20 protein-coding genes are annotated in these 24305 nt (G+C 64.7%); 14 read left to right on the top strand and 6 right to left on the bottom strand.

The window, feature by feature from the left end:
* Positions 1-34: 34 nt before the first annotated feature.
* A complete protein-coding gene (locus AC0GNR_RS03100; RefSeq protein WP_472899539.1) occupies positions 35-1231 on the bottom strand; it encodes a urate hydroxylase PuuD in 1197 nt (398 codons plus the stop codon).
* Between the two features lie 186 nt (positions 1232-1417).
* Positions 1418-2242, bottom strand: coding sequence for a xanthine dehydrogenase accessory protein XdhC (gene xdhC, locus AC0GNR_RS03105; protein ID WP_472899540.1), 825 nt, complete (start codon positions 2240-2242; stop codon positions 1418-1420).
* A gap of 212 nt (positions 2243-2454) precedes the next feature.
* On the opposite strand from xdhC, the gene AC0GNR_RS03110 reads away from it, so the two are divergent.
* Positions 2455-3015, top strand: a complete 561-nt coding sequence (locus AC0GNR_RS03110; RefSeq protein WP_472899541.1) for a hypothetical protein — start codon at positions 2455-2457, stop codon at positions 3013-3015.
* 222 nt (positions 3016-3237) lie between these two features.
* Here AC0GNR_RS03110 and uraH read toward each other — a convergent pair whose 3' ends face one another.
* The gene (uraH, locus tag AC0GNR_RS03115; RefSeq protein ID WP_472899542.1) at positions 3238-3591 is read right to left on the bottom strand and encodes a hydroxyisourate hydrolase; all 354 of its coding nucleotides are present in this window, start codon (positions 3589-3591) and stop codon (positions 3238-3240) included.
* Between the two features lie 71 nt (positions 3592-3662).
* On the opposite strand from uraH, the gene AC0GNR_RS03120 reads away from it, so the two are divergent.
* The 13 genes from AC0GNR_RS03120 to AC0GNR_RS03180 all read left to right on the top strand — a co-directional run bounded on the left by AC0GNR_RS03120 (position 3663) and on the right by AC0GNR_RS03180 (position 20877).
* A complete protein-coding gene (locus AC0GNR_RS03120) occupies positions 3663-4352 on the top strand; it encodes a GntR family transcriptional regulator (RefSeq protein WP_472899543.1) in 690 nt (229 codons plus the stop codon).
* A gap of 211 nt (positions 4353-4563) precedes the next feature.
* On the top strand, positions 4564-5514 hold the full coding sequence (puuE, locus tag AC0GNR_RS03125) for an allantoinase PuuE (RefSeq protein ID WP_472899544.1): 951 nt from the start codon (positions 4564-4566) through the stop codon (positions 5512-5514).
* Positions 5515-5524: 10 nt separating this feature from the next.
* Positions 5525-7393 carry a 2-oxo-4-hydroxy-4-carboxy-5-ureidoimidazoline decarboxylase gene (uraD, locus tag AC0GNR_RS03130; RefSeq protein WP_472899545.1) on the top strand — a complete coding sequence of 623 codons (1869 nt, stop codon included), beginning with the start codon at positions 5525-5527 and terminating at the stop codon, positions 7391-7393.
* Positions 7394-7480: 87 nt separating this feature from the next.
* A complete protein-coding gene (locus AC0GNR_RS03135) occupies positions 7481-8731 on the top strand; it encodes a M20 family metallopeptidase (protein WP_472899626.1) in 1251 nt (416 codons plus the stop codon).
* 104 nt (positions 8732-8835) lie between these two features.
* Positions 8836-11121: an NADP-dependent malic enzyme gene (locus AC0GNR_RS03140; protein WP_472899546.1), complete on the top strand. Its 2286-nt coding sequence runs from the start codon at positions 8836-8838 to the stop codon at positions 11119-11121.
* Between the two features lie 227 nt (positions 11122-11348).
* Entirely contained in the window at positions 11349-12830 is a 1482-nt protein-coding gene (locus AC0GNR_RS03145) for a nucleobase:cation symporter-2 family protein (protein WP_472899547.1), read from the top strand.
* Between the two features lie 336 nt (positions 12831-13166).
* Positions 13167-14198 (top strand): ABC transporter substrate-binding protein, encoded by a 1032-nt coding sequence (locus AC0GNR_RS03150; RefSeq protein ID WP_472899548.1) that lies wholly within the window; start codon positions 13167-13169, stop codon positions 14196-14198.
* A 76-nt stretch (positions 14199-14274) separates the two neighbouring features.
* The gene (locus AC0GNR_RS03155; protein WP_472899549.1) at positions 14275-15120 is read left to right on the top strand and encodes an ABC transporter ATP-binding protein; all 846 of its coding nucleotides are present in this window, start codon (positions 14275-14277) and stop codon (positions 15118-15120) included.
* Between the two features lie 108 nt (positions 15121-15228).
* The gene (locus AC0GNR_RS03160) at positions 15229-15990 is read left to right on the top strand and encodes an ABC transporter permease (protein WP_472899550.1); all 762 of its coding nucleotides are present in this window, start codon (positions 15229-15231) and stop codon (positions 15988-15990) included.
* The gene (locus tag AC0GNR_RS03165; protein WP_472899551.1) at positions 15987-16463 is read left to right on the top strand and encodes a nucleoside deaminase; all 477 of its coding nucleotides are present in this window, start codon (positions 15987-15989) and stop codon (positions 16461-16463) included. Before AC0GNR_RS03160 ends, AC0GNR_RS03165 begins: the two co-directional genes overlap by 4 nt.
* A gap of 121 nt (positions 16464-16584) precedes the next feature.
* Entirely contained in the window at positions 16585-18159 is a 1575-nt protein-coding gene (locus tag AC0GNR_RS03170) for an HDOD domain-containing protein (RefSeq protein ID WP_472899552.1), read from the top strand.
* Between the two features lie 49 nt (positions 18160-18208).
* A complete protein-coding gene (locus AC0GNR_RS03175; RefSeq protein WP_472899553.1) occupies positions 18209-19039 on the top strand; it encodes an urease accessory protein UreD in 831 nt (276 codons plus the stop codon).
* 137 nt (positions 19040-19176) lie between these two features.
* Positions 19177-20877, top strand: coding sequence for a response regulator (locus tag AC0GNR_RS03180; RefSeq protein ID WP_472899554.1), 1701 nt, complete (start codon positions 19177-19179; stop codon positions 20875-20877).
* 40 nt (positions 20878-20917) lie between these two features.
* On the opposite strand, the gene urtE is transcribed toward AC0GNR_RS03180, so the two are convergent.
* The 3 genes from urtE to urtC all read right to left on the bottom strand — a co-directional run bounded on the left by urtE (position 20918) and on the right by urtC (position 24279).
* Positions 20918-21610, bottom strand: a complete 693-nt coding sequence (urtE, locus tag AC0GNR_RS03185; RefSeq protein WP_472899627.1) for an urea ABC transporter ATP-binding subunit UrtE — start codon at positions 21608-21610, stop codon at positions 20918-20920.
* A 690-nt stretch (positions 21611-22300) separates the two neighbouring features.
* On the bottom strand, positions 22301-23176 hold the full coding sequence (gene urtD, locus AC0GNR_RS03190) for an urea ABC transporter ATP-binding protein UrtD (protein WP_472899555.1): 876 nt from the start codon (positions 23174-23176) through the stop codon (positions 22301-22303).
* A complete protein-coding gene (gene urtC, locus AC0GNR_RS03195) occupies positions 23173-24279 on the bottom strand; it encodes an urea ABC transporter permease subunit UrtC (RefSeq protein WP_472899556.1) in 1107 nt (368 codons plus the stop codon). The genes urtD and urtC overlap by 4 nt, the downstream gene beginning before the upstream one ends.
* Between the last annotated feature and the right edge of the window lie 26 nt (positions 24280-24305).

A 24305-nucleotide genomic window follows, 5' to 3' on the forward strand; every position in this document is an offset into this window, starting at 1 on the left:
CAACGTGTGCGGAAGTTCATGCCTGAAGGCTGTTTCAGTCCACCTTGGCGCCGCCCTTGAACCACTGCGCAAACAGGGCGCGCTCCTCTTCGGTGAGGCCGGTGGCGTTGTTCATGGGCATGAGCTTGGTGACCACGACTTGCTGGTAGACGGTCTGGGCGTGTTGCTTCACAGCCTCGGGTGAGTCGAGCCGCACGTTTTTGGACGCCAGCGCTTCGCCGTGGCACATGACGCAGCGCTGTTCGATGACGGGTTTGAGCTGGGCGTAGCTCACGGTGTCGGGCACGGCCACGGCTTGCACGGGCGCTGGCCGCAGCCAGACGATGAGGGCCAGCAGCACGAACACGCCGACCGCGGCGTAGGGCCAGGGGTGGCTGTTGCGGCCGAGCTTGAAGCCGTGGCGCAGCACGAAAAACTGGCGGATGGCGGCGCCGGCGAACATCATGCCGATGAGGATGGCCCAGTTGTGTTCGTGGCTGTAGGTGAAGCTGTAGTGGTTGCTCAGCATGGAAAACAGCACCGGCAGCGTGAAGTAGGTGTTGTGCACGCTGCGCTGTTTGCCGCGCTTGCCGTGGATGGGGTCCACCGGGCGACCGGCCTTGATGTCGGCCACCACGGTGCGCTGGCCGGGGATGATCCAGAAGAACACGTTGGCGCTCATGGCGGTGGCGATCATGGCGCCCACAATGAGAAAAGCGGCGCGGCCGGCAAACATTTGTGTGGCGGCGTAGGCGGCTATGCACACCAGCACGAGCACCAGCGCGCCCACCTTGGCGTCGCCATTTTTGCTTTGGCCCAGGGTGCGGCAAATGGCGTCGTACAGCAACCAGAACACCACCAAAAAGGCGAGCGCGGCGGCAATGGCGCCGGCGGGGCTCCAGGCCATCACGTTGGGGGCGATCAAATAGACGCTGGGGCTCCAGAGGTAGGAGATGAAGAACAGCGCAAAGCCGGAGAGCCAGGTGGAATAGCTTTCCCAGTAAAACCAGTGCAGGTGGCCGGGCAGCTTGGGCGGAGCGCCGGCAAATTTGACGGGGTGGTAAAAGCCGCCGCCGTGCACGGCCCAGAGCTCGCCGCTGACGCCGTCTTTTTTGAGTTGCTCGTCTTCAGGCGGCGTGAGGCTGCTGTCGAGAAAGACGAAGTAGAACGAAGAGCCGATCCAGGCGATGGCGACGATGACGTGCAACCAGCGCAACAGCAGGTTAGCCCAATCCAGCAAATAGGTTTCCATGGCACCTCAACACAACGGGAAGCCCGTCAGGGTTTTCGACTCACCACCGCGGGCGCTCTGAGTCGGCTGAGGGCCGCGATTGAGTGTGAGGCTTCACACCCGCTCCGCTGCGACCGGTACAAACAAAGTGTATACAGTTTCTGCAAACACTTGACACCGGGCAAACCCGTATGCCGCCGGCACCGGTCAATCAGGCCCTGCTGCGGTATGAAGCAACAACTGCGCCACAACCGATGCGGCAATGACGGCGGGCGCTTTGTCGGTGATGCCGGGCAGGCCGATGGGACAGGTGACGTGGGCCAGCTCTTGCGGGCTGAACCCGCGCGCCAGCAAGCGGTGCCCAAAGGTGGCCCATTTGGTGCGGCTGCCAATGAGCCCCACAAACGGCAGGTCGCCGCGCTCGCGCTGGCGCTGCAGGCAGGCGGCCACCACGTCCAGATCTTCGGCATGCGAAAAGCTCATGACCAGCACGCGCGAGCCGGGCACCAGGTGGCGCACGGCGGCGTGTACCGGGTCGGAATGCTCGGTGCTTACCTGAAACGGCGTGTCGGGGGCAAACACGTCGTCGCGGCTGTCGACCCAGTGCACAGCAAAGGGCAGCGGTGCCAGCGCCTGCACGATGGCGTGACCCACATGCCCGCCACCAAACAGGGCCAGCGGGGTCAGGCGCGGTTGCAGGCGCTGGGCCAGCGGTTCGATGTGTTCAGCGCTGACGGGTTCAAACCGCAGCTCGAGCGCACCACCACAACACTGGCCCAGCCGGGGGCCGAGCACGGTGCGCTGCGTCCACGGATTGGGGGCGCTGGTGGCGCCAGCCAGGTGCTCGCGGGCCTGGCGCAGCGCGTCCCATTCCAGGTGGCCGCCGCCAATGGTGCCAAACTGACCGGCGGCAAACACCGCCATCCACGCGCCAACCTCGCGCGGCACCGAGCCCTGGGTGTGCAGTACCGTCACCAGCACGGCAGGCTCGCGGCTCAGCTGGGCCAAAAACGCGTTCAAGGGGTGCGCCATGAAAATGATGAGAAAAAGGGCGTTGGGTTGTGGCTAACACACCAAGAAATGTGTGTAAAAACGTAAACGCGGTAAAGAGCCACCAGTATCGGGGCAGCTGTGCAAATCGGGCTTCCCGAATCACAATACACTCGATCCGTTCGTCCGTATGGCCGCCCCACGCAAGGCCAAACGGCCCTTGCAGCGCAACACAGGCAAACACCATGAGAGACATGACCCCCGCTCCTCAACCGGCTTTGGCCAGCGCCCCCACCAACCAGACCGAGCCCCGCAGCCAGCGCTGGGCCTGGCTGGGTGTGGCCACCGCCGCCTTGCTGGCCGCCTGCGCCACACCGCTGCCACCCGCACCTGCGCCCGCGCCACCACCCCCGCCAGCACCCGCGCCCGCGCCACCGCCCGCCGCAGTGGCGCCCGCCCCCTCGCTGATTTCACACGCCTCCACGCCTCGCGACTACCGCCAGGACGGCGCCAGGCACATCTACAAACACAACGGCCACCGCATCCACAAAGGCCAACTGCCTCCGCTGATGCACGCGGTGGGCGTGTTGCAGGTGGACCTGGACGGCCGCGGCAATGTGCGCAAACTGAACTGGATGCGTGCGCCCTCGCACGCGCCCGACGTGATGCGCGAGATTGAGCGCACGGTGCACGCCGCGGCCCCGTTTCCAGCGCCGGTGCGCTTGGGCGCAGTGACCTACACCGAGGTGTGGCTGTGGGACAAGAGCGGTAACTTCCAGCTGGACACGCTCACCGAAGGCCAACGCTTGCGCTGAACATGCGAGCCAGCCCATGAAAAAAGCCCGCTTGCAGCGGGCTTTTTTCATGGGCCAGCGCCATCTATTTCTTACCCCCTCTCCCGCCTGCGTGGGTTGGGGTGAGGGCTCTTTCAACGCCGATGGCACCACGTGCATCCACCCAGGATGCGGTGGAACCGGCGGGCCACACGCATCGCCCCCAGGGGTGTGACGCCGCAGGCGGCGCGGGGGGATGCCAGCTCAACTCCCCCGGTAGGTGGAATAGCTCCAGGGGCTCACCAGCAGCGGCACGTGGTAGTGCTCGTGGGTGTGCGCCACGCCAAAGTCGAGCGCCACGCGGTTCAAGAAATTGGGCTCGGGCAGGGCCACGCCGCGGCTGGCGAAATAGCCTTTCACGTCAAACACCAGGCGGTAGGTGCCGGCTTTCAGGCTGGCGTTGTCGTAGAGCGGGCCGTCGGGGTTGCGGCCGTCGCTGTTGAGCGTGAAGCGCTTGACCAACGTGGCGGCATCGCCCTCGGTGGTGTAAAGCTCGACCGCCATGCCCGCAGCGGGGCAGCCGTGCATGGTGTCCAGAACGTGTGTACTCAGTCCCATGGGGTTCTTTCAAAAATGAATGGTCGACCGAAAGTGTATACACTTTTTGTTTTTCTGGATATGATGAATCCATGGAAACCTCAAGCACTGCAACCAGCACCACATCCAGCACCAACCACATTGTCGAGTCGCTGACCCGCGCCATCGTGGAACACCGCTTGCACCCGGGCACCAAGCTGGCCGAGCAAAAACTCGCCGACCACTTCGGCGTGTCGCGCACGCTGGTGCGCCAGGCGCTGTTTCAGCTGTCGCAAAACCGGTTGATCCGGCTGGAACCCGCGCGGGGGGCTTTTGTGGCGGCGCCTTCGGTGGAAGAGGCCAAGCAGGTGTTTGCGGTGCGCCGCATGCTGGAAGCCGAAATGACGCGCGCCTTTGTGCAGGTCGTGACGCCCGGCAAGATCAAGGCGCTGCGCGAGCATGTGGCGCAAGAAAAACTGGCCGTGAGCAACCAGGACGTGCCGGGCCGCACCGAGCTGCTGGGTGACTTTCATGTGCGCATGGCCGAGCTGATGGGCAACCAGGTGCTGGCCGAGTTGCTGCGCGAGCTGATTTCGCGCTGCGCCCTCATCACGCTCATGTACCAGAGCGCGCACGCGGCCGAGCATTCGAACGAAGAGCACGCCGAAATTGTGAAAGCGCTGGCCGCCAAAGACGAAGCGCTGGCGGTGCAATTGATGAACGAGCACCTGATGCATGTGGAAGAAAACCTGACCTTTGACCGCAAGGTGCCCACAAACGATATCTCGATGGCGTTGTCATGACCCACCCCCGTTGCTTGCCCACTGCGTGTGGCCGCCTCCCCCCTCAAGGGGGCAACACCAGCGCCCCGGCAGAGCCGGTTGCGCGGCGTTCTGGGTGGGGCACTTCGCGCTGGAGCCCGCTCGGCCATTCGCCCGACACACCCACCGTTCAGGCTGAGCCTGTCGAAGCCCCTGCCATTCAACCCGCTGCCCGCCTCCTGGCCGTTGACCCATGACGATTTACGACACCACCGCCCCCTACCCCCGCGACCTGATCGGCTATGGCCGCGACGCGCCGCATGCGCGCTGGCCGGGCGGCGCCCGGGTGGCGGTGCAGTTTGTGCTGAACTACGAAGAAGGCGGCGAAAACTCGGTGCTGCACGGCGACGCGGGGTCGGAGCAGTTTTTGTCTGAAATGTTCAACCCACCCGCCTTTGCCGACCGCCACATCAGCATGGAAGGCATTTACGAATACGGCTCGCGGGCGGGGGTGTGGCGCATCTTGCGTGAGTTTGAAAAACGCGGCCTGCCGCTCACGGTGTTTGGCGTGGCCACGGCGCTGGAAAAGCACGCTGACGTGACGGCCGCTTTCCAGGAGCTGGGGCACGACATGGCCTGCCACGGCCTGAAATGGATCCACTACCAAAACATCGATGAGGCCACCGAGCGCGCGCACATGGCCGAGGCCATGGCGATCATCGAGCGCATCACCGGAGAGCGCGCCCTGGGCTGGTACACCGGCCGCGACAGCCCCAACACGCGCCGGCTGGTGGCGGACTTTGGTGGGTTTGAATACGACAGCGACTACTACGGCGACGACCTGCCGTTCTGGATGAAAGTGAAGAAGACCGACGGCAGCGACGCACACCAGTTGATCGTGCCCTACACGCTGGACTGCAACGACATGCGCTTTGCCCTGCCCCAGGGTTATTCGCACGCCGACCCGTTCTTCCAATACCTGAAAGACACGTTTGACGCGCTGTATGCCGAGGGCGACCCGAACGGGCTGGACCGGCCCAAGATGATGAGCGTGGGCATGCACTGCCGGCTGCTGGGGCGCCCCGGTCGCATCACTGCGCTGCAGCGTTTTCTGGACCATGTGCAGTCGTTTGACCACGTATGGGTGGCGCGCCGCCTGGACATTGCGCGCCACTGGAAAGCCACCCACCCTGTTTCTCTTTAAAAGATCTGCCATGCCCATCACCCTGGACCACATCAACACCGCTGCACCGGCAGACGCCGCGCACATGCTGGACGGCTTGTACGAGCACTCGCCCTGGATTGCCGAACAGGCGCTGCTGCAGCGGCCCTTTGCCTCGCCCGCCGCGCTGAAACACGCCATGGTGCGCGTGCTCAACGATGCCGGCACCGAGCCGCAGCTGGCACTGATTCGCGCCCACCCGGAGCTGGCGGGCAAGGCGATGGTGAGCAACACGCTCACCGCCGAGTCCACCAACGAGCAAACCAAGGCAGGCCTGACGCACTGCACGCCCGAAGAGTTTGCGCACATTCAGCTGCTCAACGCCGACTACAACGCCCGCTTCGGTTTCCCGTTCATCCTGGCGGTGCGCGGGCCGCGCGGCACGGGCTTGAGCAAGCGCGAGATCATCAGCACCTTTGAACGCCGCCTGCACAACCCGGTGGACTTTGAGCGCGCCGAGTGCCTGCGCAACATCCACCGCATTGCCGAGATTCGGCTGAACGACAAGCTGGGCCTGGAGCCCGCGCTGGGCAACACCGTGTGGGACTGGCACGAAGACCTGGCCCGCCACAGCGATCCGGGGTTTGCAGAAAACGGCCAGCTGACCGTGACCTACCTGACCGACGCACACCGCGCCTGCGCGGCCGACCTGCAGCGCGGCATGCTGGCTTGCGGGTTTGACGAGGTGCACATCGACGCCGTGGGCAACGTGGTGGGTGTTTATCACGCCGACCAAAATGCCGTTCGCCCTGAGCCTGACGAAGGGCTCGCAAGGGCTTCGACAGGCTCAGCCCGAACGGAGCGCACGGGCTCGGCCAGCGCACACGAGCCAGCCAAGACACTGCTCACCGGCAGCCACTTTGACACCGTGCGCAACGGCGGCAAGTACGACGGGCGCCTGGGCATTTTTGTGCCCATGGCCTGCGTGCAGCAACTGCACCAGCAACAGCGGCGCCTGCCGTTTGCCATTGAAGTGGTGGGCTTTGCCGAAGAAGAAGGCCAGCGCTACAAGGCCACCTTTTTGGGCTCGGGCGCGCTCACCGGCCACTTCAACCCGGCCTGGCTCGACCAGCAAGACGCCGACGGCGTCACCATGCGCGCCGCCATGCAACACGCCGGCCTGCCGGGCACGCTGGAAGCCATTGCAGCGCTGCAACGCGACCCGGCCCAGTACCTCGGCTTTGTTGAGGTGCACATTGAGCAAGGCCCGGTGCTGAACGAACTGGACCTGCCGCTGGGTGTGGTGACCTCCATCAACGCCAGCGTGCGCTACCAGTGCGAGGTGGTGGGCATGGCCTGCCACGCCGGCACCACGCCCATGGACCGCCGCCGCGACGCGGCCTGCGCCGTGGCCGAGCTGGCCTTGTACGCCGAGCAGCGCGCCGGGGCCGATGGCGACACGGTGGCCACCGTGGGCATGCTGCAGGTGCCCGGTGGCTCCATCAATGTGGTGCCCGGACGCTGCCTGTTTTCGCTGGACCTGCGGGCGCCCAGCAACGCGCAGCGCGACGCGCTGGAGCGCGACATCCTGGCGCAGCTGCGCATCATTTGCGAGCGCCGCGGCGTGCGCTTTGCGACCGAAGAAACCATGCGCGCCGCCGCAGCGCCCAGCGCCCCTGCGTGGCAAGCCCGCTGGGAAGCCGCTGTGAGTGCCCTGGGCGTGCCACTGCACCGCATGCCCAGCGGCGCCGGCCACGACGCCATGAAGCTGCACGAGGTGATGCCGCAAGCCATGCTGTTTGTGCGCGGCCTCAACAGCGGCATCAGCCACAACCCGCTGGAAGCCACCACCAGCGAAGACATGGACCTGTGCGTGCGGGCTTTCTCGCACCTGCTGGAACAACTTGCCGCCGGCCACTGAGCCCCTTTTCACCGTTCGGGCTAAGCCATTTTTCACCGTTCGGGCTGAGCCTGTCGAAGCCCTCACCACCACACCACCATGACCACCATGACCACCCACTACGAACAACTCGACCAATGGATTGACGCGCACTTTGACGAAGAAGTGGCGTTTTTGCAGGAACTGGTGCGCGTGCCCACCGACACGCCGCCCGGCAACAACGCACCGCACGCCGAGCGTACGGCCGAGCTGCTGGCGGGCATGGGGCTGCAAGCCGAAAAACACGCGGTGCCCGAAGCCGAGGTGAAAGCCGCCGGGCTGGAAACCATCACCAACCTGATCGTGCGCCGCCCCTACGGCACCGGCAAAACCATTGCCCTGAACGCACACGGCGACGTGGTGCCGCCCGGCGAAGGCTGGACGCACGACCCCTACGGCGGCGAGATTGTGGACGGCAAGATCTACGGCCGCGCCACGGCGGTGAGCAAGTGCGACATCGCCAACTTCACCTTCGCTATTCGCGCGCTTGAATCGCTGGGCGCCCCGCTCAACGGCGGCGTGGAACTGCACGTGACCTACGACGAGGAATACGGCGGCGAAGTGGGCCCCGACTGGCTGCTGAAAAAAGGCCTGACCAAGCCCGACCTGATGATTGCCGCCGGCTTCAGCTACCAGGTGGTGGTGGCCCACAACGGCTGCCTGCAGCTGGAAGTGACCGTGCACGGTGACATGGCGCACGCCGCCATTCCCGACAGCGGCACCGACGCGCTGCAGGGCGCGGTGCACATCCTCAACGCGCTGTACGCACTCAATGCCGACTACCTGAAGATCACGTCGAGCGTCGAAGGCATCACCCACCCCTACCTCAACGTGGGCCAGATCAGCGGCGGCACCAACACCAACGTGATCCCCGGCAAGGTGGTGCTCAAGGTGGACCGCCGCATGATCCCCGAGGAAGACCCGGCCGAGGTGGAAGCGGCCCTGCGCCGCACCATCGCCGAAGCCGCCGCGAGCTTCCAGCCGCCGCGAGGTGGCAACGCGATCAGCGTGGACGTGAAGCGCATCCTGCTGGCACGCGCGCTCAAGCCCCTGCCCGGCAACCGGCCGCTGGTCGAAGCGATCCAGAAGCACGGTCAGGCCGTGTTCGGCGAAACCATTCCGGCCGTGGGCACGCCGCTCTACACCGACGTGCGCATCTACGGCGAACACGGCATCCCGGGCGTGATCTACGGCGCCGGCCCGCGCACGGTGCGCGAATCCAACGCCAAACGCGCCGACGAAAACCTGGACCTGCAAGACCTGCGCCGGGCGACCAAGGTGGTGGCGCGCACGCTGCTGGACTTGTTGACGCCCGCCTGAACGGCAGACTGAAACCTTCATGGCGCTGGCAGCCCGGCTTGGCCTTGTTCAGGCCTGAGGGTGCAGGTGCCATGTCAAAATGATTTCCCCGAAGGAGACCCGACATGACACCCGCCGAACAAGCTTTGCGCGACGCCGCGCTCGACTACCACCGCTCGCCCAACAAGGGCAAGATTTCTGTCAACCCGACCAAGCCGCTGTCCAACCAGCGCGACCTGTCGCTGGCCTATTCGCCGGGGGTGGCTTACCCCTGCCTGGCGATTGAAAAAGACCCGACGCTGGCGGCCGAGTACACCAGCCGGGGCAACCTGGTGGGTGTGATCACCAACGGCACGGCGGTGCTGGGCCTGGGCGACATTGGCCCGCTGGCAAGCAAGCCGGTGATGGAGGGCAAGGGCTGCCTGTTCAAGAAGTTCGCCGGCATTGACGTGTTCGACATTGAGCTGGACGAGCGCGATCCGGACAAACTGGTGGAGATCATTGCCGCGCTGGAACCCACGCTGGGCGGTATCAATCTGGAAGACATCAAGGCGCCGGAGTGCTTCTACATTGAGAAGAAGCTGCGCGAGCGCATGGGCATTCCGGTGTTTCACGACGACCAGCACGGTACGGCCATCATTTCGGCCGCTGCGCTGCTCAACGGCCTGGAGCTGGTGAACAAGCCGATTGGCGAGGTGAAGCTGGCGGTGTCTGGCGCAGGCGCGGCGGCGCTGGCTTGCCTGGACGTGATGGTGGGCCTGGGCATGGCCCCGGCCAACATTTTTGTGTGTGACTCCAAGGGCGTGATTTACGAGGGCCGCCCCGGTGGGTACGACGAGTCCAAGGCCCGTTACGCCCAAAAGACCGACAAGCGCACGCTGGCCGACGCGGTGAACGGCGCCGACGTGTTCCTGGGCTGCTCGGCCCCGGGCGTGATGACGGCGGAGATGGTGAAAACCATGGCGCCCAGGCCCATTATTTTGGCGCTGGCCAACCCCGAGCCCGAGATTCGGCCCGAGCTGGCGAAGGCGGTGCGGCCCGACTGCATCATCGCCACCGGCCGAAGCGACTACCCGAACCAGGTCAACAACGTCTTGTGTTTCCCGTACATCTTCCGGGGCGCCCTGGACTGCGGCGCCACCAAGATCACCGAAGAAATGAAGCTGGCCTGCGTGCGCCAGATTGCCGACCTGGCCAAAAGCGAAACCAGCGACGAAGTGGCCAGCGCCTACGCCGGGCAAGACCTGGTGTTTGGCCCGGACTATTTGATTCCCAAGCCGTTTGACTCGCGCCTGATTTTGCGCATCGCGCCCGCCGTGGCGCAGGCCGCGGCCGACTCGGGTGTGGCCACGCGGCCCATCACCGACATGGACGCGTACAAGCAAACGCTGTCGCGTTTTGTGTACCAGACCGGCATCTTGATGCAGCCGATCTTCAACGCCGCCAAGGCCGTGCCGCCCCAAGCCAAGCGCGTGGCCTATGCCGACGGTGAAGACGAGCGCGCGCTGCGCGCCGCGCAAATGGCGATTGACGAGCAAGTGGCCCGCCCGATCTTGATCGGCCGCCCCTCGGTGATTGCCGCGCGCATTGAAAAGGCGGGCTTGCGCATGCGCCTGGGTGTGGACGTGGAGAACGTGAACCCCGAAGACGACCCGCGCTTTCGGCAGTACTGGGAGCACTACCACAAGCTCATGGGCCGCAACGGCGCCACGCCCGAAGTGGCCAAGGCCGCGGTGCGCCGCTCCAACACCATCATCGGCTCGCTCATGGTGTCGTTGGGTGAAGCTGACGCGCTTATTTGTGGCCTGGTGGGCAGCTACATGACGCACCTGGAGCGCATTGACAGCATCTTGGGCAAGAAGGCGGGCGTGAGCAACTACGCTGCGGTGAATGCGCTCATGACCGACCGTGGCGCCCTGTTCATTGCCGACACGTATGTGAACGAAGACCCGAACGCCGAGCAGCTGGCCGAGATTGCCTGGATGGCCGCGCAGGAAGTGCAGCGCTTTGGCCTGCCGCCCAAGGTGGCATTTTTGTCGCACTCCAGCTATGGGTCGAGCAAGCGGGCGTCGGCCAAAAAAATGCGGGCCGCGCGCGACATTTTTGCCGCCCAGCACCCTGAAATTGAGTGCGACGGCGAGCTGCATGGCGACGCCGCGCTGCAAGAAGAAATTCGCACCAGCTACCTGGCCGAAACCACGCTCAGCGGCTCGGCCAACCTGCTGATCTGCCCCAACCTGGACTCGGCCAACATTTTGTACAACGTGTTGAAAACCACCACCAGCGGTGGCGTGACGGTGGGCCCGGTGCTGATGGGTGCGGCCGCCACGGCTTACATCCTCACGCCGGCGGCCACGGTGCGCCGGGTGCTGAACATGACGGCGCTGGCCGCTGCCAACGCGCTGCGCTGAGTCGTTTCAGCCTCGCACCACAAGGGACGCTTCGGCGTCCCTTTTTTTACTTTTTGCTGACCTCTTGTCGCGATAAAAGGGTGCGATTGCCGGGTTTCTCCCTATGCGCCCCGCATTCAATCGTACACATCATCTGTATACAGTTTTGCACACGAAGCCGCTGCATCCTGCACGGTTAACCGCAAACACTGCCCATCCATTCGCTTCGTCGCTTGAGGAGACTTCCCATGACAACAACCGTTCATCCTGTGGACGAGGTTTTGCCCACCGGCAAGCTCACGGCCCTGGGCCTTCAGCATGTGCTGGTGATGTATGCGGGCGCCGTTGCGGTGCCGCTGATCGTGGGCCGCGCGCTCAAGCTCAGTCCCGAGCAAGTGGCCATGCTGATTTCGGCCGATCTGTTTTGCTGCGGCATCGTCACGCTGATCCAGTCGCTCGGCGCCACGCAGTGGTTCGGCATCAAGCTGCCGGTGATGATGGGCGTGACGTTTGCGTCGGTCGCCCCCATGGTGGCCATGGCCAACAACAACCCCGGCACGCAGGGCGCGGGCCTGATCTTTGGCGCCATCATCGGTGCGGGTGCCATCTCGATACTCATCGCACCCATCGTCAGCCGCATGCTGCGGTTCTTCCCGCCGGTGGTCACCGGCACCATCATTGCGGTCATTGGTATCAGCCTCATGCGGGTCGGTATCAACTGGATCTTTGGCAACCCCTTCGGCCCCACCGCCCCCAGCATTCCCAGCCCGGAACACCTGGCCTGGCTGGAAGCTGCCAAGCAGGCTTCCGCCAGCGGTGCCGTGCCACCGGTGCCCCAGGGCATGAACATCGTGGGCACGGTGCCCAACCCGAAATACGCCCAGCTGTCGCACATCGGCATCGCCGCCATCGTGCTCGCTTCCATCCTGCTGATCGCCAAGTACGCCAAGGGCTTCATTGCCAACATCTCGGTGTTGCTCGGCATCATCGTGGGCGGTGTGGTGGCCACGGCCGCCGGCCTGATGAACTTCGACAAAGTGGCCAAGGCCGGCTGGTTCGATCTGGTGTTGCCCTTCGAGATTGCAGCCCCCATCTTTGACCCCATCCTGATCTTGACCATGACGCTGGTCATGATCGTGGTGATGATCGAGTCCACCGGCATGTTCCTCGCGCTGGGCGACCTGACCGGCAAAAAGATCGACCAGAAAATGCTGACCGCCGGCCTGCGCACCGACGGCCTGGGCACGCTGATCGGCGGCATCTTCAACACCTTCCCCTACACCAGCTTCTCGCAAAACGTGGGTCTGGTTGGCGTGACCAGTGTGAAGAGCCGGTGGGTGTGCGTGGCCGGTGGCGTGATCCTGATCGTGCTGGGTCTGCTGCCCAAAATGGCGGCGCTGGTTGAGTCGCTGCCCACCTTTGTGCTGGGCGGCGCGGGTCTGGTGATGTTCGGCATGGTGGCCGCCACCGGCATCCGCATCTTGGCAGCCGTGGACTACAAGAGCAACCGCAACAACCTGTTCATCGTCGCCATCTCCATCGGCATGGGCATGATTCCGCTGATTGCACCCAAGTACCTGCAGTGGATGCCACACGCCATTCACCCGCTGATCGAGTCGGGCATCTTGCTGGCGTCGCTCAGCGCCGTGCTGCTCAACCTGTATTTCAACGGCGGCAAGGGCGATGCCTCGGCTGCGGTTGAAGCCGCCAAGCAAGCCGACGCGCACTGAGCGCCAGCCCCTGCGCGCAGACCCCAGCGGGGTCTGCCTCTTTTAAAAAGGCCCCTCGTGGGCCTTTTTGCATGGTGCATGCACACACAGCAACGGACAAAAAACGCACATGTTTGGTGCGGCATGGTGCAAAAACGCACCATCTAGGGTTAGCCATGATGACGACCGGTTGGCGCCGAAGAACAATGTGTATACACATTCTGTGCTCAAACTGCGGGAGCGCACCGCAGCAAACGCTGGCTTGAACCAAAAGCTGGCACCGATATTGCTGTGGTTTTTGTACCCGCGGAACCGCCGCATTGCCACACCCCACCCCGTCAGCCCACTGGAGACCCCATGAACAAGCGCCACTTCTTGCAAACCACCGCCGCACTGGCCGCCGCTGCCGCTTTTGGTGGTGCCCATGCCCAAACCGCCTTGAAGTTTCAGCTCGACTGGCGCTTTGAAGGCCCCGCCGCTTTGTTTCTGCAGCCCGCAGCCAAGGGCTATTTCAAGGCCGCCGGGCTGGACGTGACCATTGATTCCGGCAACGGCTCGGGCGGCACGGTGACGCGCGTGGCCTCGGGCACCTACGACCTGGGTTTTGCCGACATGGCCGCGCTGATGGAATTCCACGCCAACAACCCGGACGCGCCCAACAAACCCGTGGCCGTGATGATGGTCTACAACAACACGCCTGCGGCGGTGCTGGCCTTGAAGAAAAGCGGTATCACCAAGCCCGCCGACCTGAGCGGCAAGAAGCTGGGCGCGCCCGTGTTTGACGCGGGCCGCAAGGCGTTCCCCATCTTCCAGAAGGCCAACAACGTGAGCAACGTGGCCTGGACTTCGATGGACCCACCGCTGCGCGAAACCATGTTGGTGCGCGGTGACATCGACGCCATCACCGGTTTCGGCTTCACCTCGCTGCTGAACCTGGAGGCGCGCGGCGTCAAGGCCGAGGATGTGGTGATGATGCCGTACGCCGACAACGGCGTGAAGCTCTACGGCAACGCCATCATCGCCAGCCCCAAGCTGATCAAGGAAAACCCGGCGGCGGTGAAAGCGTTCCTCGCGGCTTTCGCCAAAGGCGCCAAAGAAGTGATGGCAGACCCGGCCGGCAGCATTGCCACCGTGAAAGCGCGCGACGGCATCATCAACGTGGCGCTGGAAACCCGCCGCCTGCAACTGGCCATTGACTCCGTGGTGGCCAGCCCCGATGCGCGCAAGGAAGGTTTCGGCCAGGTCAACCCGGGCCGCCTTTCGCTGATGGCCTCGCAGGTGTCTGACGCCTACGCCACCAAGACCCGCATCAACCCGGCCGCCATCTGGGACGGCTCCATGCTGCCGCCGGCCGCTGCGCTCAACGTCTTGCCGGCTGCGAAGAAGTAACACGCACAACGCTTTTTTTCTGGCCTGGGCCAGCGGCCCTTCGTCGGGCGCTGGTCTTTTTTTCAGGACTTTTCCCATGCGAGAAACCCCCACCGCAGCCGCGGCCAGCGACAAGCCCTTTGTTGAATTCGACCAGGTCTGGCTGGCTTACAACGACGAGCTGCTGGCCAAAAACACCTTCGCGGTGGAAGACATCAACCTCAAGGTGCGGCAGGGCGAATTCATCGCCATCGTCGGCCCGTCGGGCTGTGGCAAGTCCACCTTCATGAAGCTCACCACCGGCCTGAAGATGCCCAGCATGGGCAAAATCACCATCGACGGCCAGCCGGTCACCGGCCCGCTCAAGATTTCGGGCATGGCTTTTCAGGCGCCTTCGCTGCTGCCCTGGCGCACCACGCTGGACAACGTGCTGCTGCCACTGGAAATTGTGGAGCCGTTTCGCAGCCAGTTCAAAGACCGCCGCAAGGAGTTTGAAGAGCGTGCCAGCCGCCTCCTGGCCAGCGTGGGCCTGGGCGGCATGGAAAAAAAGTTTCCCTGGGAACTCTCGGGCGGCATGCAGCAGCGCGCCAGCATCTGCCGCGCGCTGATCCACGAGCCCAAGATGCTGCTGCTGGACGAGCCGTTTGGCGCGCTCGATGCGTTCACGCGCGAAGAGCTGTGGTGCACGCTGCGCGACCTGTGGGAAGCGCAAAAATTCAACGTGATTCTGGTGACGCACGACCTGCGCGAGAGCGTGTTTCTGGCCGACACGGTGTATTGCATGAGCCGCAGCCCAGGGCGGTTTGTGGTGAAGCGAGAGATCGACATTCCACGCACGCGCGATCTGGAAGTGACCTACACGCCGCACTTCACCGACATCGTGCATGAGCTGCGCGGCCATATTGGTGCCATGCGAAAAGCCGGCACGCCAATGAGCCAATGACCCCCCGCGCCGGCCTTTGGCCGTCACCCCCCCCAGGGGGCAACACCAGCGGCCCGGCAAAGCCGGTTCCGCGGTGTTCCCGGTTGAATACCTCAAGGAACTCTCGCCATGAACAAAAAACAAGTCGAGCGCTGGTCGCCCTTTCTGCTGCTGGTCGCGATCATCGTGATCTGGGAAGTTATCACCCGCGGCTTTGGTGTCTCGGAATTCATCTTCCCCAGCCCGTCGCGCATCTGGGAACAGACGCTGGAGCACAAGACCACCATCCTGGGCCACGCCTGGCGCACCTACTGGGTGACGATGGCAGGCTTTGGCATTGCCATCGTGGTGGGTGTGCTGCTGGGCTTTTTGATTGGTAGCTCGCGCCTGGCTTATGCCGCCGTGTACCCGCTCATGACGGCCTTCAACGCCTTGCCCAAGGCCGCGTTTGTGCCCATTTTGGTGGTGTGGTTTGGCATTGGCGTGGGCCCGGCCATCTTGACGGCCTTCCTCATCAGCTTCTTCCCCATCATGGTCAACATTGCCACCGGCCTGGCCACGCTGGAACCGGAGCTGGAAGACGTGTTGCGGGTGCTGGGCGCCAAGCGCTGGGACGTGCTCACCAAAGTGGGCCTTCCACGCTCCATGCCCTACTTCTTCGGCTCGCTCAAGGTCGCCATCACGCTGGCATTTGTGGGCACCACGGTGTCGGAAATGACGGCATCCAACGAAGGCATTGGCTACCTGCTGATTTCGGCCGGCAGCTCCATGCAGATGGGCCTGGCCTTCAGCGGCTTGCTGGTGGTGGGTGCCATGGCCATGGCCATGTACGAGCTGTTCAGCTTCGTTGAAAAGCACACCACGGGCTGGGCACACAGAAGAGCCGAATGAACGCCGATCAGGTTTTTCGGCATCTGCGGCGCGCCAACGAGGTGGCGGTGCGTGCTGCGGGCATGGGCCGGCACCCGTTTGGTGCTTTGCTGGTGGCGCCCGACGGCGAGACGGTGCTGGCCGAGCAGGGCAACATCAACACGGTGAACCACGCCGAGTCCACCCTGGCGCGCACGGCCGCGGACAACTGGCCAGGCGCGTACCTGGCGCAGTGCACGCTGGTGACCACCTTCGAGCCTTGTGCCATGTGCACCGGCACGGTGTATTGGGCCAACATCGGGCGCATCGTTTACGGGGCGAGTGAAGAAGCGCTCTTGGCGCTCACGGGCAGCCACGAAGAGAACCCCACGCTGTCTCTGCCCTGCCGCGAGGTGCTGGCGCGCGGACAAAAGGCCGTGGAGGTGATTGGCCCGGTGCCCGAACTGGAAGGCGAGATGCTGGAGCCGCACCGGGGTTTCTGGGTTTCGCGCTGACGGGGTGAGCCGCGGGAACCCGCGCCCCCGCTCAAGTTCGCGGCGCAAGGGTCGAAAAATTGGGCAACCACTGGCACGGTGCGCCTGTGCCGCGCAGGCGCCCAGAGCATGGTATTTGCCCATGAACGCACCCGACCGCCTCTTCACAAAACCCGCGCCACCCGCCCCGGCAGAGCCCTTGCAAGCCTGGCAACAGCGCCTGGCCAACGTGCGCCTGCCGCTGCTCAGTTCGCCGCCGGCCATTCAGCGCATGCTCGGCAGTCGGCTGAGCGTTCGCGATCTGGTGGAGCTGGTTGAGGCCGACCTGCCGCTGGCCGTGGACCTGATGCTGGCGGCCAGCACCTCGCTGCGCCGCAGCGGCAAACCGCTACAGGGCTTGCAACACGCGGTGAATCTGCTGGGGGTTGAACGGGTGCAAAGCCGGGTGCGCACACTGCAAAACGACCGCCTCGACCTTGCACAACCCGGACACCGGCTGGCTCGCCAAGCCATGGCCACCAGCCGCCTGGCCTGTCTGTTCACCAACCACTGGGCGGCATGGCATGCGGGCAGCGATCCCGAAGCCTTGATATGGTCCACCGCCTTGCTCGGTGTGGTGCGCTGGAAGCTGCCCTTGGCCGCACCCGATGTGGCCACCGAGCTGGAGCGCTGGGTGGCCAGCGGGCAACGCCGCGCCACGGCCGAACGGGCCTTATTGGGCTGCACGCTGGATGCGCTCAGCAGCGCCCACCTGGGCGCACTGGGTATGGACGACGGCGCTGCGCCACACGCACACCGCGCCGTGCCGCCCAAGCTGCTGGCCCACGCAGCCCGGCTCGACTGGAGCGGGCCGGTGGCACCCGAGCTGCCCAGCCACCTGCAACGCCCATTGCGCCAGCCCGAGGTGACCTGCAGCCTGGCGCTGGGGCTGGCACAGTCGATACAGGACAGCTGGTACAGCCGGCACACCCGCTCGCTGATGGCAGCGGCAGCCGTGCACACCCAACAACCGCTGGACCGCTTGCGGGCCGAGCTGGTGCAACTGGCCCTTCACGCCAGCCATGAAACCAGCTTCAACCAGGGGCTGGTGGCACCGGCGGCGCGCCTGCTGTGGGCGCCACCCGCACCGCGTTCAGTCTGGCCCAAGGCGCAGCGCGCGGTTCAGGCCCAAGCACAGGTCGCCACAAGCTTGGCACCACAGCAAAGCACAGCCGCCTACCAACAGCGCTGCCAACAAGGGCAACACAGCGACCTTCGCGTACTCATGAAAGACACGGTGGACACGCTGGAAAAGCAGCTGGGGCTGCAGCGCTGCGCCCTGTTTCTGAAAGCGGCGGGCAGCGACCAGCTGAACTGCCCTGTGGCCCAGGGCTTTGGCGCAGCGCTCACCGCGCGCGGTCTGACCCTGCCCGCGGGCAACACCCATCTGCTGGCCAGGCTGTTGAAACAGCGCTCGGCGTCCTTGTGCGTCACAGCCGCTCAGGTACCTGCTGCCCGCCAGCAACTGCCCCCCGCGCTGGCGCCGCTGTTGCTGGCTTCGGGCGTGGCGCTGGGCACGGTCGACATGGAACAGCAGCCCATGGGCATCTGGTGGGCCGACACGGGAGAGGCCGAACACGCGCTGGACGGCGCCCGCTACGCAGCGTTTCAACAACTGGTGCGCGGCTTTGGCACGGCCTTCACCCGGCTGGCCAAAGCCCGCAAGCCAGCGCGATAAGGGCCACCCAGCGCTGCGGCAGGGCCGCCTGGCCCCGTAAACTCCAGCCATGCCCTGGCACGCCCAACTCCAACTCCACTACCGCCTTGAAGCCCAGCGCACCGTGCTGCACCACCAGCACAACGGGCCGCTGAGCATCTTGAAAAGCCTCTACCCCGAAGGCGACGCCATCTGCCACAACGTGATCATCCACCCGCCGGGTGGGCTGGTGGGCGGGGATGTGCTGGACGTGTCGCTGCGGGTCGAAGCCGGCGCCCACGCGCTGGTGAGCACCCCCGGTGCCACCCGGTTTTATGCCACCGACAACGCCGTGGCCACGCAGCAGGTGCACATACAGCTGGGCACTGGCGCGCGCCTGGAATGGCTGCCGCTGGAGGCCATTGCCTACCCCGGCTGCCAGGCCCGCAACACCGTGCAGGCCACCCTGGGCGAGGGTGCCGAATGGCTGGGCTGGGACGTCACCGCGCTGGGCCTGCCCAGCGCCGGCCAGCCCTTTGACACCGGCCACTTCAGCCAGCGCCTGGAAGTTCCCGGCCTGTGGCTGGAACAAGCCCAGCTGGACGCGAGCGACACCCGGTTGCTCAATTCCCCCTTGGGCCTGGACGGCCAGCGCTGCCTGGGCACGATGTGGCTGGCCTGCGGCACCGCGCTCACCCGCGAGCGCCGCGAGCACCTGCTGGACACGGTGCGCAGCGTGCTCGCCACCGCACCCGCCCAGGTGCAGGCTGGCGCCACCTGCCCCAACCCCAACATGCTGGTGTTGCGCGCCGTGGCGCCCTTGGTCGAGCCGCTGATGGCGCTATTTCAACAGGTCTGGGCCGAACTCAGGCCCGCCGCCTGGGGCCTGACCAACACACCGCCGCGCATCTGGCGCGTGTGACGCCTCGCGGTGGCCACGCCGGGGCGAAATAGCCGGTGCTTTGCCCCGTTGTTTGCGGGTTTGGCGGTGGCCTGGGGTGCGCAAAATGGGGATAACCTAACGGAACCCACCCAACACAGCCCCTCGCACGCCCGCGCATGATCGATTCCACCACCGACCTCAGTGACGCCCGCGCGCTGGTGATTGACGGCAGCCCACAGTCGCGTTCGACCCTGGTGGCCCAACTGCGCCAGTTCGGCATGGGCACGGTGGCGCAGTGCCCCCGCCTGGTGGACGCCCGGCGCAAGCTGGAAATCGGCACTTTTGACGTGGTGGTGTGCGAGCACTACTTTGAACGCGAGCTGATCACGGGCCAGGACCTGCTGGACGACCTGCGCCGCAACCACCTGCTGCCGTTCTACACGGTGTTCATCCTCATTTCGTCCGAAGCCACCTACGGCATGGTGGCCGAAGCGGCAGAGTCGGCGCTGGACGCCTACGTGATCCGACCCTTCAAAGCATCGGCACTGGCAGAGCGCATTTTTTTGGCCCGCTTGCGCAAACGCACGCTGGAAAACATCTTCACCGCCATCGACGCGCAAGACTACGAACTCGCCACCCGGCTGTGCCAGGAGCGTTTTGAATCGCGCCAGCCCTACTGGCTGTATGCCGCGCGCATTGGTGCCGAACTGCTCTTGCGCGCCGGGCGCGTGGCCGACGCGCAGAAGCTCTACGAAGCCGTGGTGGAAGCCAAAACCCTGCCCTGGGCCCGCCTGGGCGTGGCCCGCACCCAGCTGGACGCGGGCTACCCGCTGCGCGCCGCGACCACGCTGGAAGCCCTGATACAAGCCGACCCCGGGTGCGCGGACGCCTACGACCTGATGGGGCGCGCGCAGTTTGAGCAAGGCAACTTTGACAACGCCCTGGCCACCTTCACCATGGCGGCCAAGCTCACGCCGTCTTCGGTCAAGCGCTTGCTTCGCCAGGGCATGATGGCCTACTACGCCGGCGAACGCGACAAGGGCATTGAGATACTGGACCGTGCCGCCCGCATCGGCCTGGAATCCAAGCTCTTTGACCCGCAAGCGCTGGTGCTGCTGGCCTTTGCCCGGCTCACCAACGACGACCAGCGTGGCCTGTTGCGCTGCGCCGAACAGCTGATGCGGCTGCGCGACCGCGAGGAGGACAGCGAGCGGCTGCAGCGCCTGCTGGATGTGGTGCAGACCATCCAGCTGCTGCAGGAATACCAGACCGCGCGCGTGCTCGAAGAGGTGCGGCGCATGGCCAAAACGATCAGCGAGCCCAGCTTCGACTTTGAAGCCGCCTGCAACCTGCTGGCGCTGATGACCGAGCTGGCGAACCGCTCGATACAGCTCTACGAGGTGGACGCGGCCGTGGACACCATGGGCCTGCGCTTTTGCACCAGCAAGGCCCTGACCGAACTGCTGGCCTGCGCCGCCGCAGGCCGCACCGAATTTGCCAACCGCATCCGAGCGGCGCACGCCCAGGTGCTCAAAATGTCCGAGCAGGCCATGACGCACAACCTCAAGGGCGACCACCGCGGCACCGTGGTGATGCTACTGGAAAGCGCACAAGCCACGTTGAACGGCAAGCTGATCGAGTCGGCCTACCAGGTGCTTCAGCGCTACGGTGAGCGCATGGAGGACCACCCCGCGCTGGCCGAACAGGTGCAGGCCATGCGCGACCTGTACCGCAGCACCGAAGTGAATGTGGGCCTGGGTGACCAGGCGAGCAGCGCTGTGTCATCCACCGGTGTGGCCCTGCCCGCGGGCTACAAGCCCCCCAGCACCGAAGGCTTGCTGTCGCGCCAGGGCGCACCCGGCGACGAGCCCGACTAAGCCGCGCCCGGCCGCGGTTCGGCGACTTGGCAGCAGTTGCTCAGATGGCGACCAGCTGCCGAACGCCTTTTGCCTGCATCTCGCTGCCCGGCCCGCTCGCAATCACCTCGCCACGCTCCATCACCACGTAGCGGTCGGCCAGCTCCTCGGCAAAGTCGTAGTACTGCTCCACCAGCACGATGCCCATGTTGCCCCGGTCGGCCAGCATGCGGATGACCTTGCCAATGTCTTTGATGATGTTGGGCTGAATGCCCTCGGTGGGCTCGTCCAGGATCAGCAACTTGGGGCCAGCGGCCAGCGCGCGCGCAATGGCCAGTTGCTGCTGCTGCCCGCCCGACAGGTCGCCGCCGCGGCGGCCCAGCATCTGCTTGAGCACCGGAAACAGCTCAAACAACTCGGCCGGAATGGGTGTGTTGCCCTTTTTGTAGGCCAGTCCCATGAGCAGGTTTTCTTCCACCGTGAGGCGGCCAAAAATTTCCCGCCCCTGCGGCACAAAACCCACGCCCATGCGGGCGCGCTCGTAAGGCGTGGTTTTTTCGATGGCCACGCCGTCCAGCAGGATGCTGCCGCTCTTGATGGGCACCAGGCCCATGAGCGATTTGAGCAACGTGGTCTTGCCCACGCCGTTGCGGCCCAGCACGACGGTGACCTTGCCGAGTTCGGCGGTGAGGTTGACGTTGCGCAGGATGTGGCTGCCGCCGTAGTACTGGTTGACTTGTTTGACTTCTAGCAGGCTCATGGCTTTCTCCGGCTTGAGGGTTTGACCGGGTCTCGCCCCGGCGGGCGCCTTACTTTTCTTTGCTTCGCCAAAGAAAAGTAAGCAAAAGAAAGGCGAGCCGGATGCGCTGTCCCTGCGCTGCGCTTCGGGCACGCTGCGTTGCTCGGTCCGGGCGGGGTCGGGCTGAACTCGCTGCGCTCAGACAACGCCCGCCCTGATCCGCCCAGACCTGCGCTACTCGCCAGCGCATGACGGCGGGGTGCGGGTGCGGATGCGGATGCGGGTGCGGGTGCGGGTGCACTTCCTTCGGCTGCATGGCTGGCGTGGCCCTCACCCCTGCCCTCTCCCAGAGGGAGAGGGAGAAAGGCACGCTCGCCGGGAGGGCGCCGGGCTCCCGTTCCCGTTCCCGTTCCCGTTCCCGTTCCCGTTCCCGTTCCCGTTCCCGTTCCCGCATTCATGCTGTGCCGTGTGGCCGGGCTGAGCAGCGCAGGGGCGAGCGGATCAGGGCGGGCGTTGTTTGAGCCGAAGGCGAGTTCAGCCCGACCCCGCTCGAACCGAGCAGCGCAAGGAACCGCGCAGCGGCCCGGACTTCGGCTCGCCTTTCTTTTGCTCACTTTTCTTTGGCGAAGCAAAGAAAAGTGAGTCGCCCGCCGGGGCGAGACCCGGCACGCCGCGAAAGCCGAAACATTCACCAAAGAAGCCAATTCAGCGACCAAGATAAACCTCAATCACCCGCTCATCCCCCTGCACCTCATCCAACGTCCCCTCAGCCAACACCGCGCCATCACACAACACCGTCACCTTCTCAGAAATAGCGCGGATGAAGCTCATGTCGTGCTCCACCACCATCAGCGAGTGTTTGCCTTTCAGCGACAAAAACAGCTCGGCGGTGCGCGCAGTCTCCTCATCCGTCATGCCGGCCACCGGCTCGTCCAGCAGCAACAGCTTGGGTTCTTGCATCAGCAGCATGCCAATTTCAAGCCACTGCTTTTGCCCATGGCTCAGCAAGCCCGCTTGCCGACCGGCGCTGTCCAGCAGGTGGATGGTTTGCAGCACCTCGCCCAGGCGGTCTTTCTCTAGCCCGGTAAGTTTGAACACCATGCTGTGGCGCACGCGCTTGTCGGTGGCCAGCGCCAGTTCCAGGTTTTCAAACACGCTGAGTTGCTCAAATACCGTGGGCTTTTGGAACTTGCGGCCAATGCCGAGTGCGGCAATCTCGGCTTCGCGGTAACGCAGCAAATCAAGGGTGCTGCCAAAAAACACCTGGCCCGCGTCCGGCTTGGTCTTGCCGGTGATGATGTCCATCATCGTGGTCTTGCCCGCACCGTTGGGGCCGATGATGCAGCGCAGCTCACCGGGCGCGATGTCCAGGCTCAGGCCGTTGATGGCCTTGAAACCGTCGAAGCTCACATGCACGTCTTCTAAATAGAGGATGCGGCCGTGCGTGGTGTCCACGGCGCCGGGTGTGTGCACGCGGCCATAGCCCGCGCTGCGGCCACCCGATTCGGTCTGGCCCTGCGCGGCCACTGCGGCGACTTTTTCATAGCGCTGCGCGCCGTCTTCCATCAGGTCGGGTGTCATGCGCGCGCTCCTCTGAGTTTGCGAACCAGCCCCACCACGCCCTGCGGCATGTAGAGCGTGACCACGATGAACAGGGCACCCAGAAAATACAGCCAGTATTCGGGGAAGCTCACCGTGAGCCAGCTCTTGGCACCGTTGACAATGAAAGCGCCGATGATGGGGCCGATGAGCGTGGCGCGCCCGCCCACGGCGGCCCAGATGGCGATTTCAATGCTGGCAGCCGTGCTCATTTCGCCGGGGTTGATGATGCCCACCTGCGGCACATACAGCGCACCCGCCACGCCACACATCACCGCCGAAATGGTCCAGATGGTGAGCTTGTAGGGCAGCGGGTTGTAGCCGCAAAACATGACACGGCTCTCGGCGTCGCGCACCGCCTGCAACACGCGGCCAAACTTGCTGTTGACCAGCCAGCGCGCCCACAAAAAGAAGCCCAGCAACGTGAGGCCGGTGATGACAAACAGCGCCATGCGCATCTCTTGCGTGGCCAGCGGCATACCCAGAATGCGTTTGAAGTCGGTGAAGCCGTTGTTGCCACCCAGGCCGGTTTCGTTGCGAAAGAACAGCAGCAGCGCGGCGAAGGTCAGCGCCTGCGTGATGATGGAGAAGTACACGCCCTTGATGCGCGAGCGGAAAGCGAAGTAGCCGAACACGAAGGCCACCACCCCGGGCACCAGCACGATCAACAACAACGTGGCGATGAAGCTGTCGCTCAGCGCCCAGTGCCAGGGCAGCTCTTTCCAGTCCAGAAACACCATGAAGTCGGGCAGCTCACTTTTGTAGTTTCCGTCGGTACCGATCTGGCGCATGAGGTACATGCCCATCACGTAGCCACCGAGCGCAAAAAACAGGCCGTGGCCCAAGCTCAGAATGCCGGTGTAGCCCCAGATCAGGTCCATGGCCAACGCGCAGATGGCGTAGCACATGATCTTGCCCAGCAGACCGACCATGTAGTCGCTCAGGTGGAACACGCTGCTCTCGGGCACCAGCAGGTTGAGGGTGGGCGCCACGGCACAGACCACCAGCAGCGCAACCAGCGCACCGCTCCAGCCGGTGCGGGTCAGCAGGGGGCCAGCTTGAGGCAGTGTGACAGGAGAAACCACGTCCGTTCGGGCCGAGCTTGTCGAAG

Source organism: Hydrogenophaga sp. LT287, from assembly GCF_055702805.1.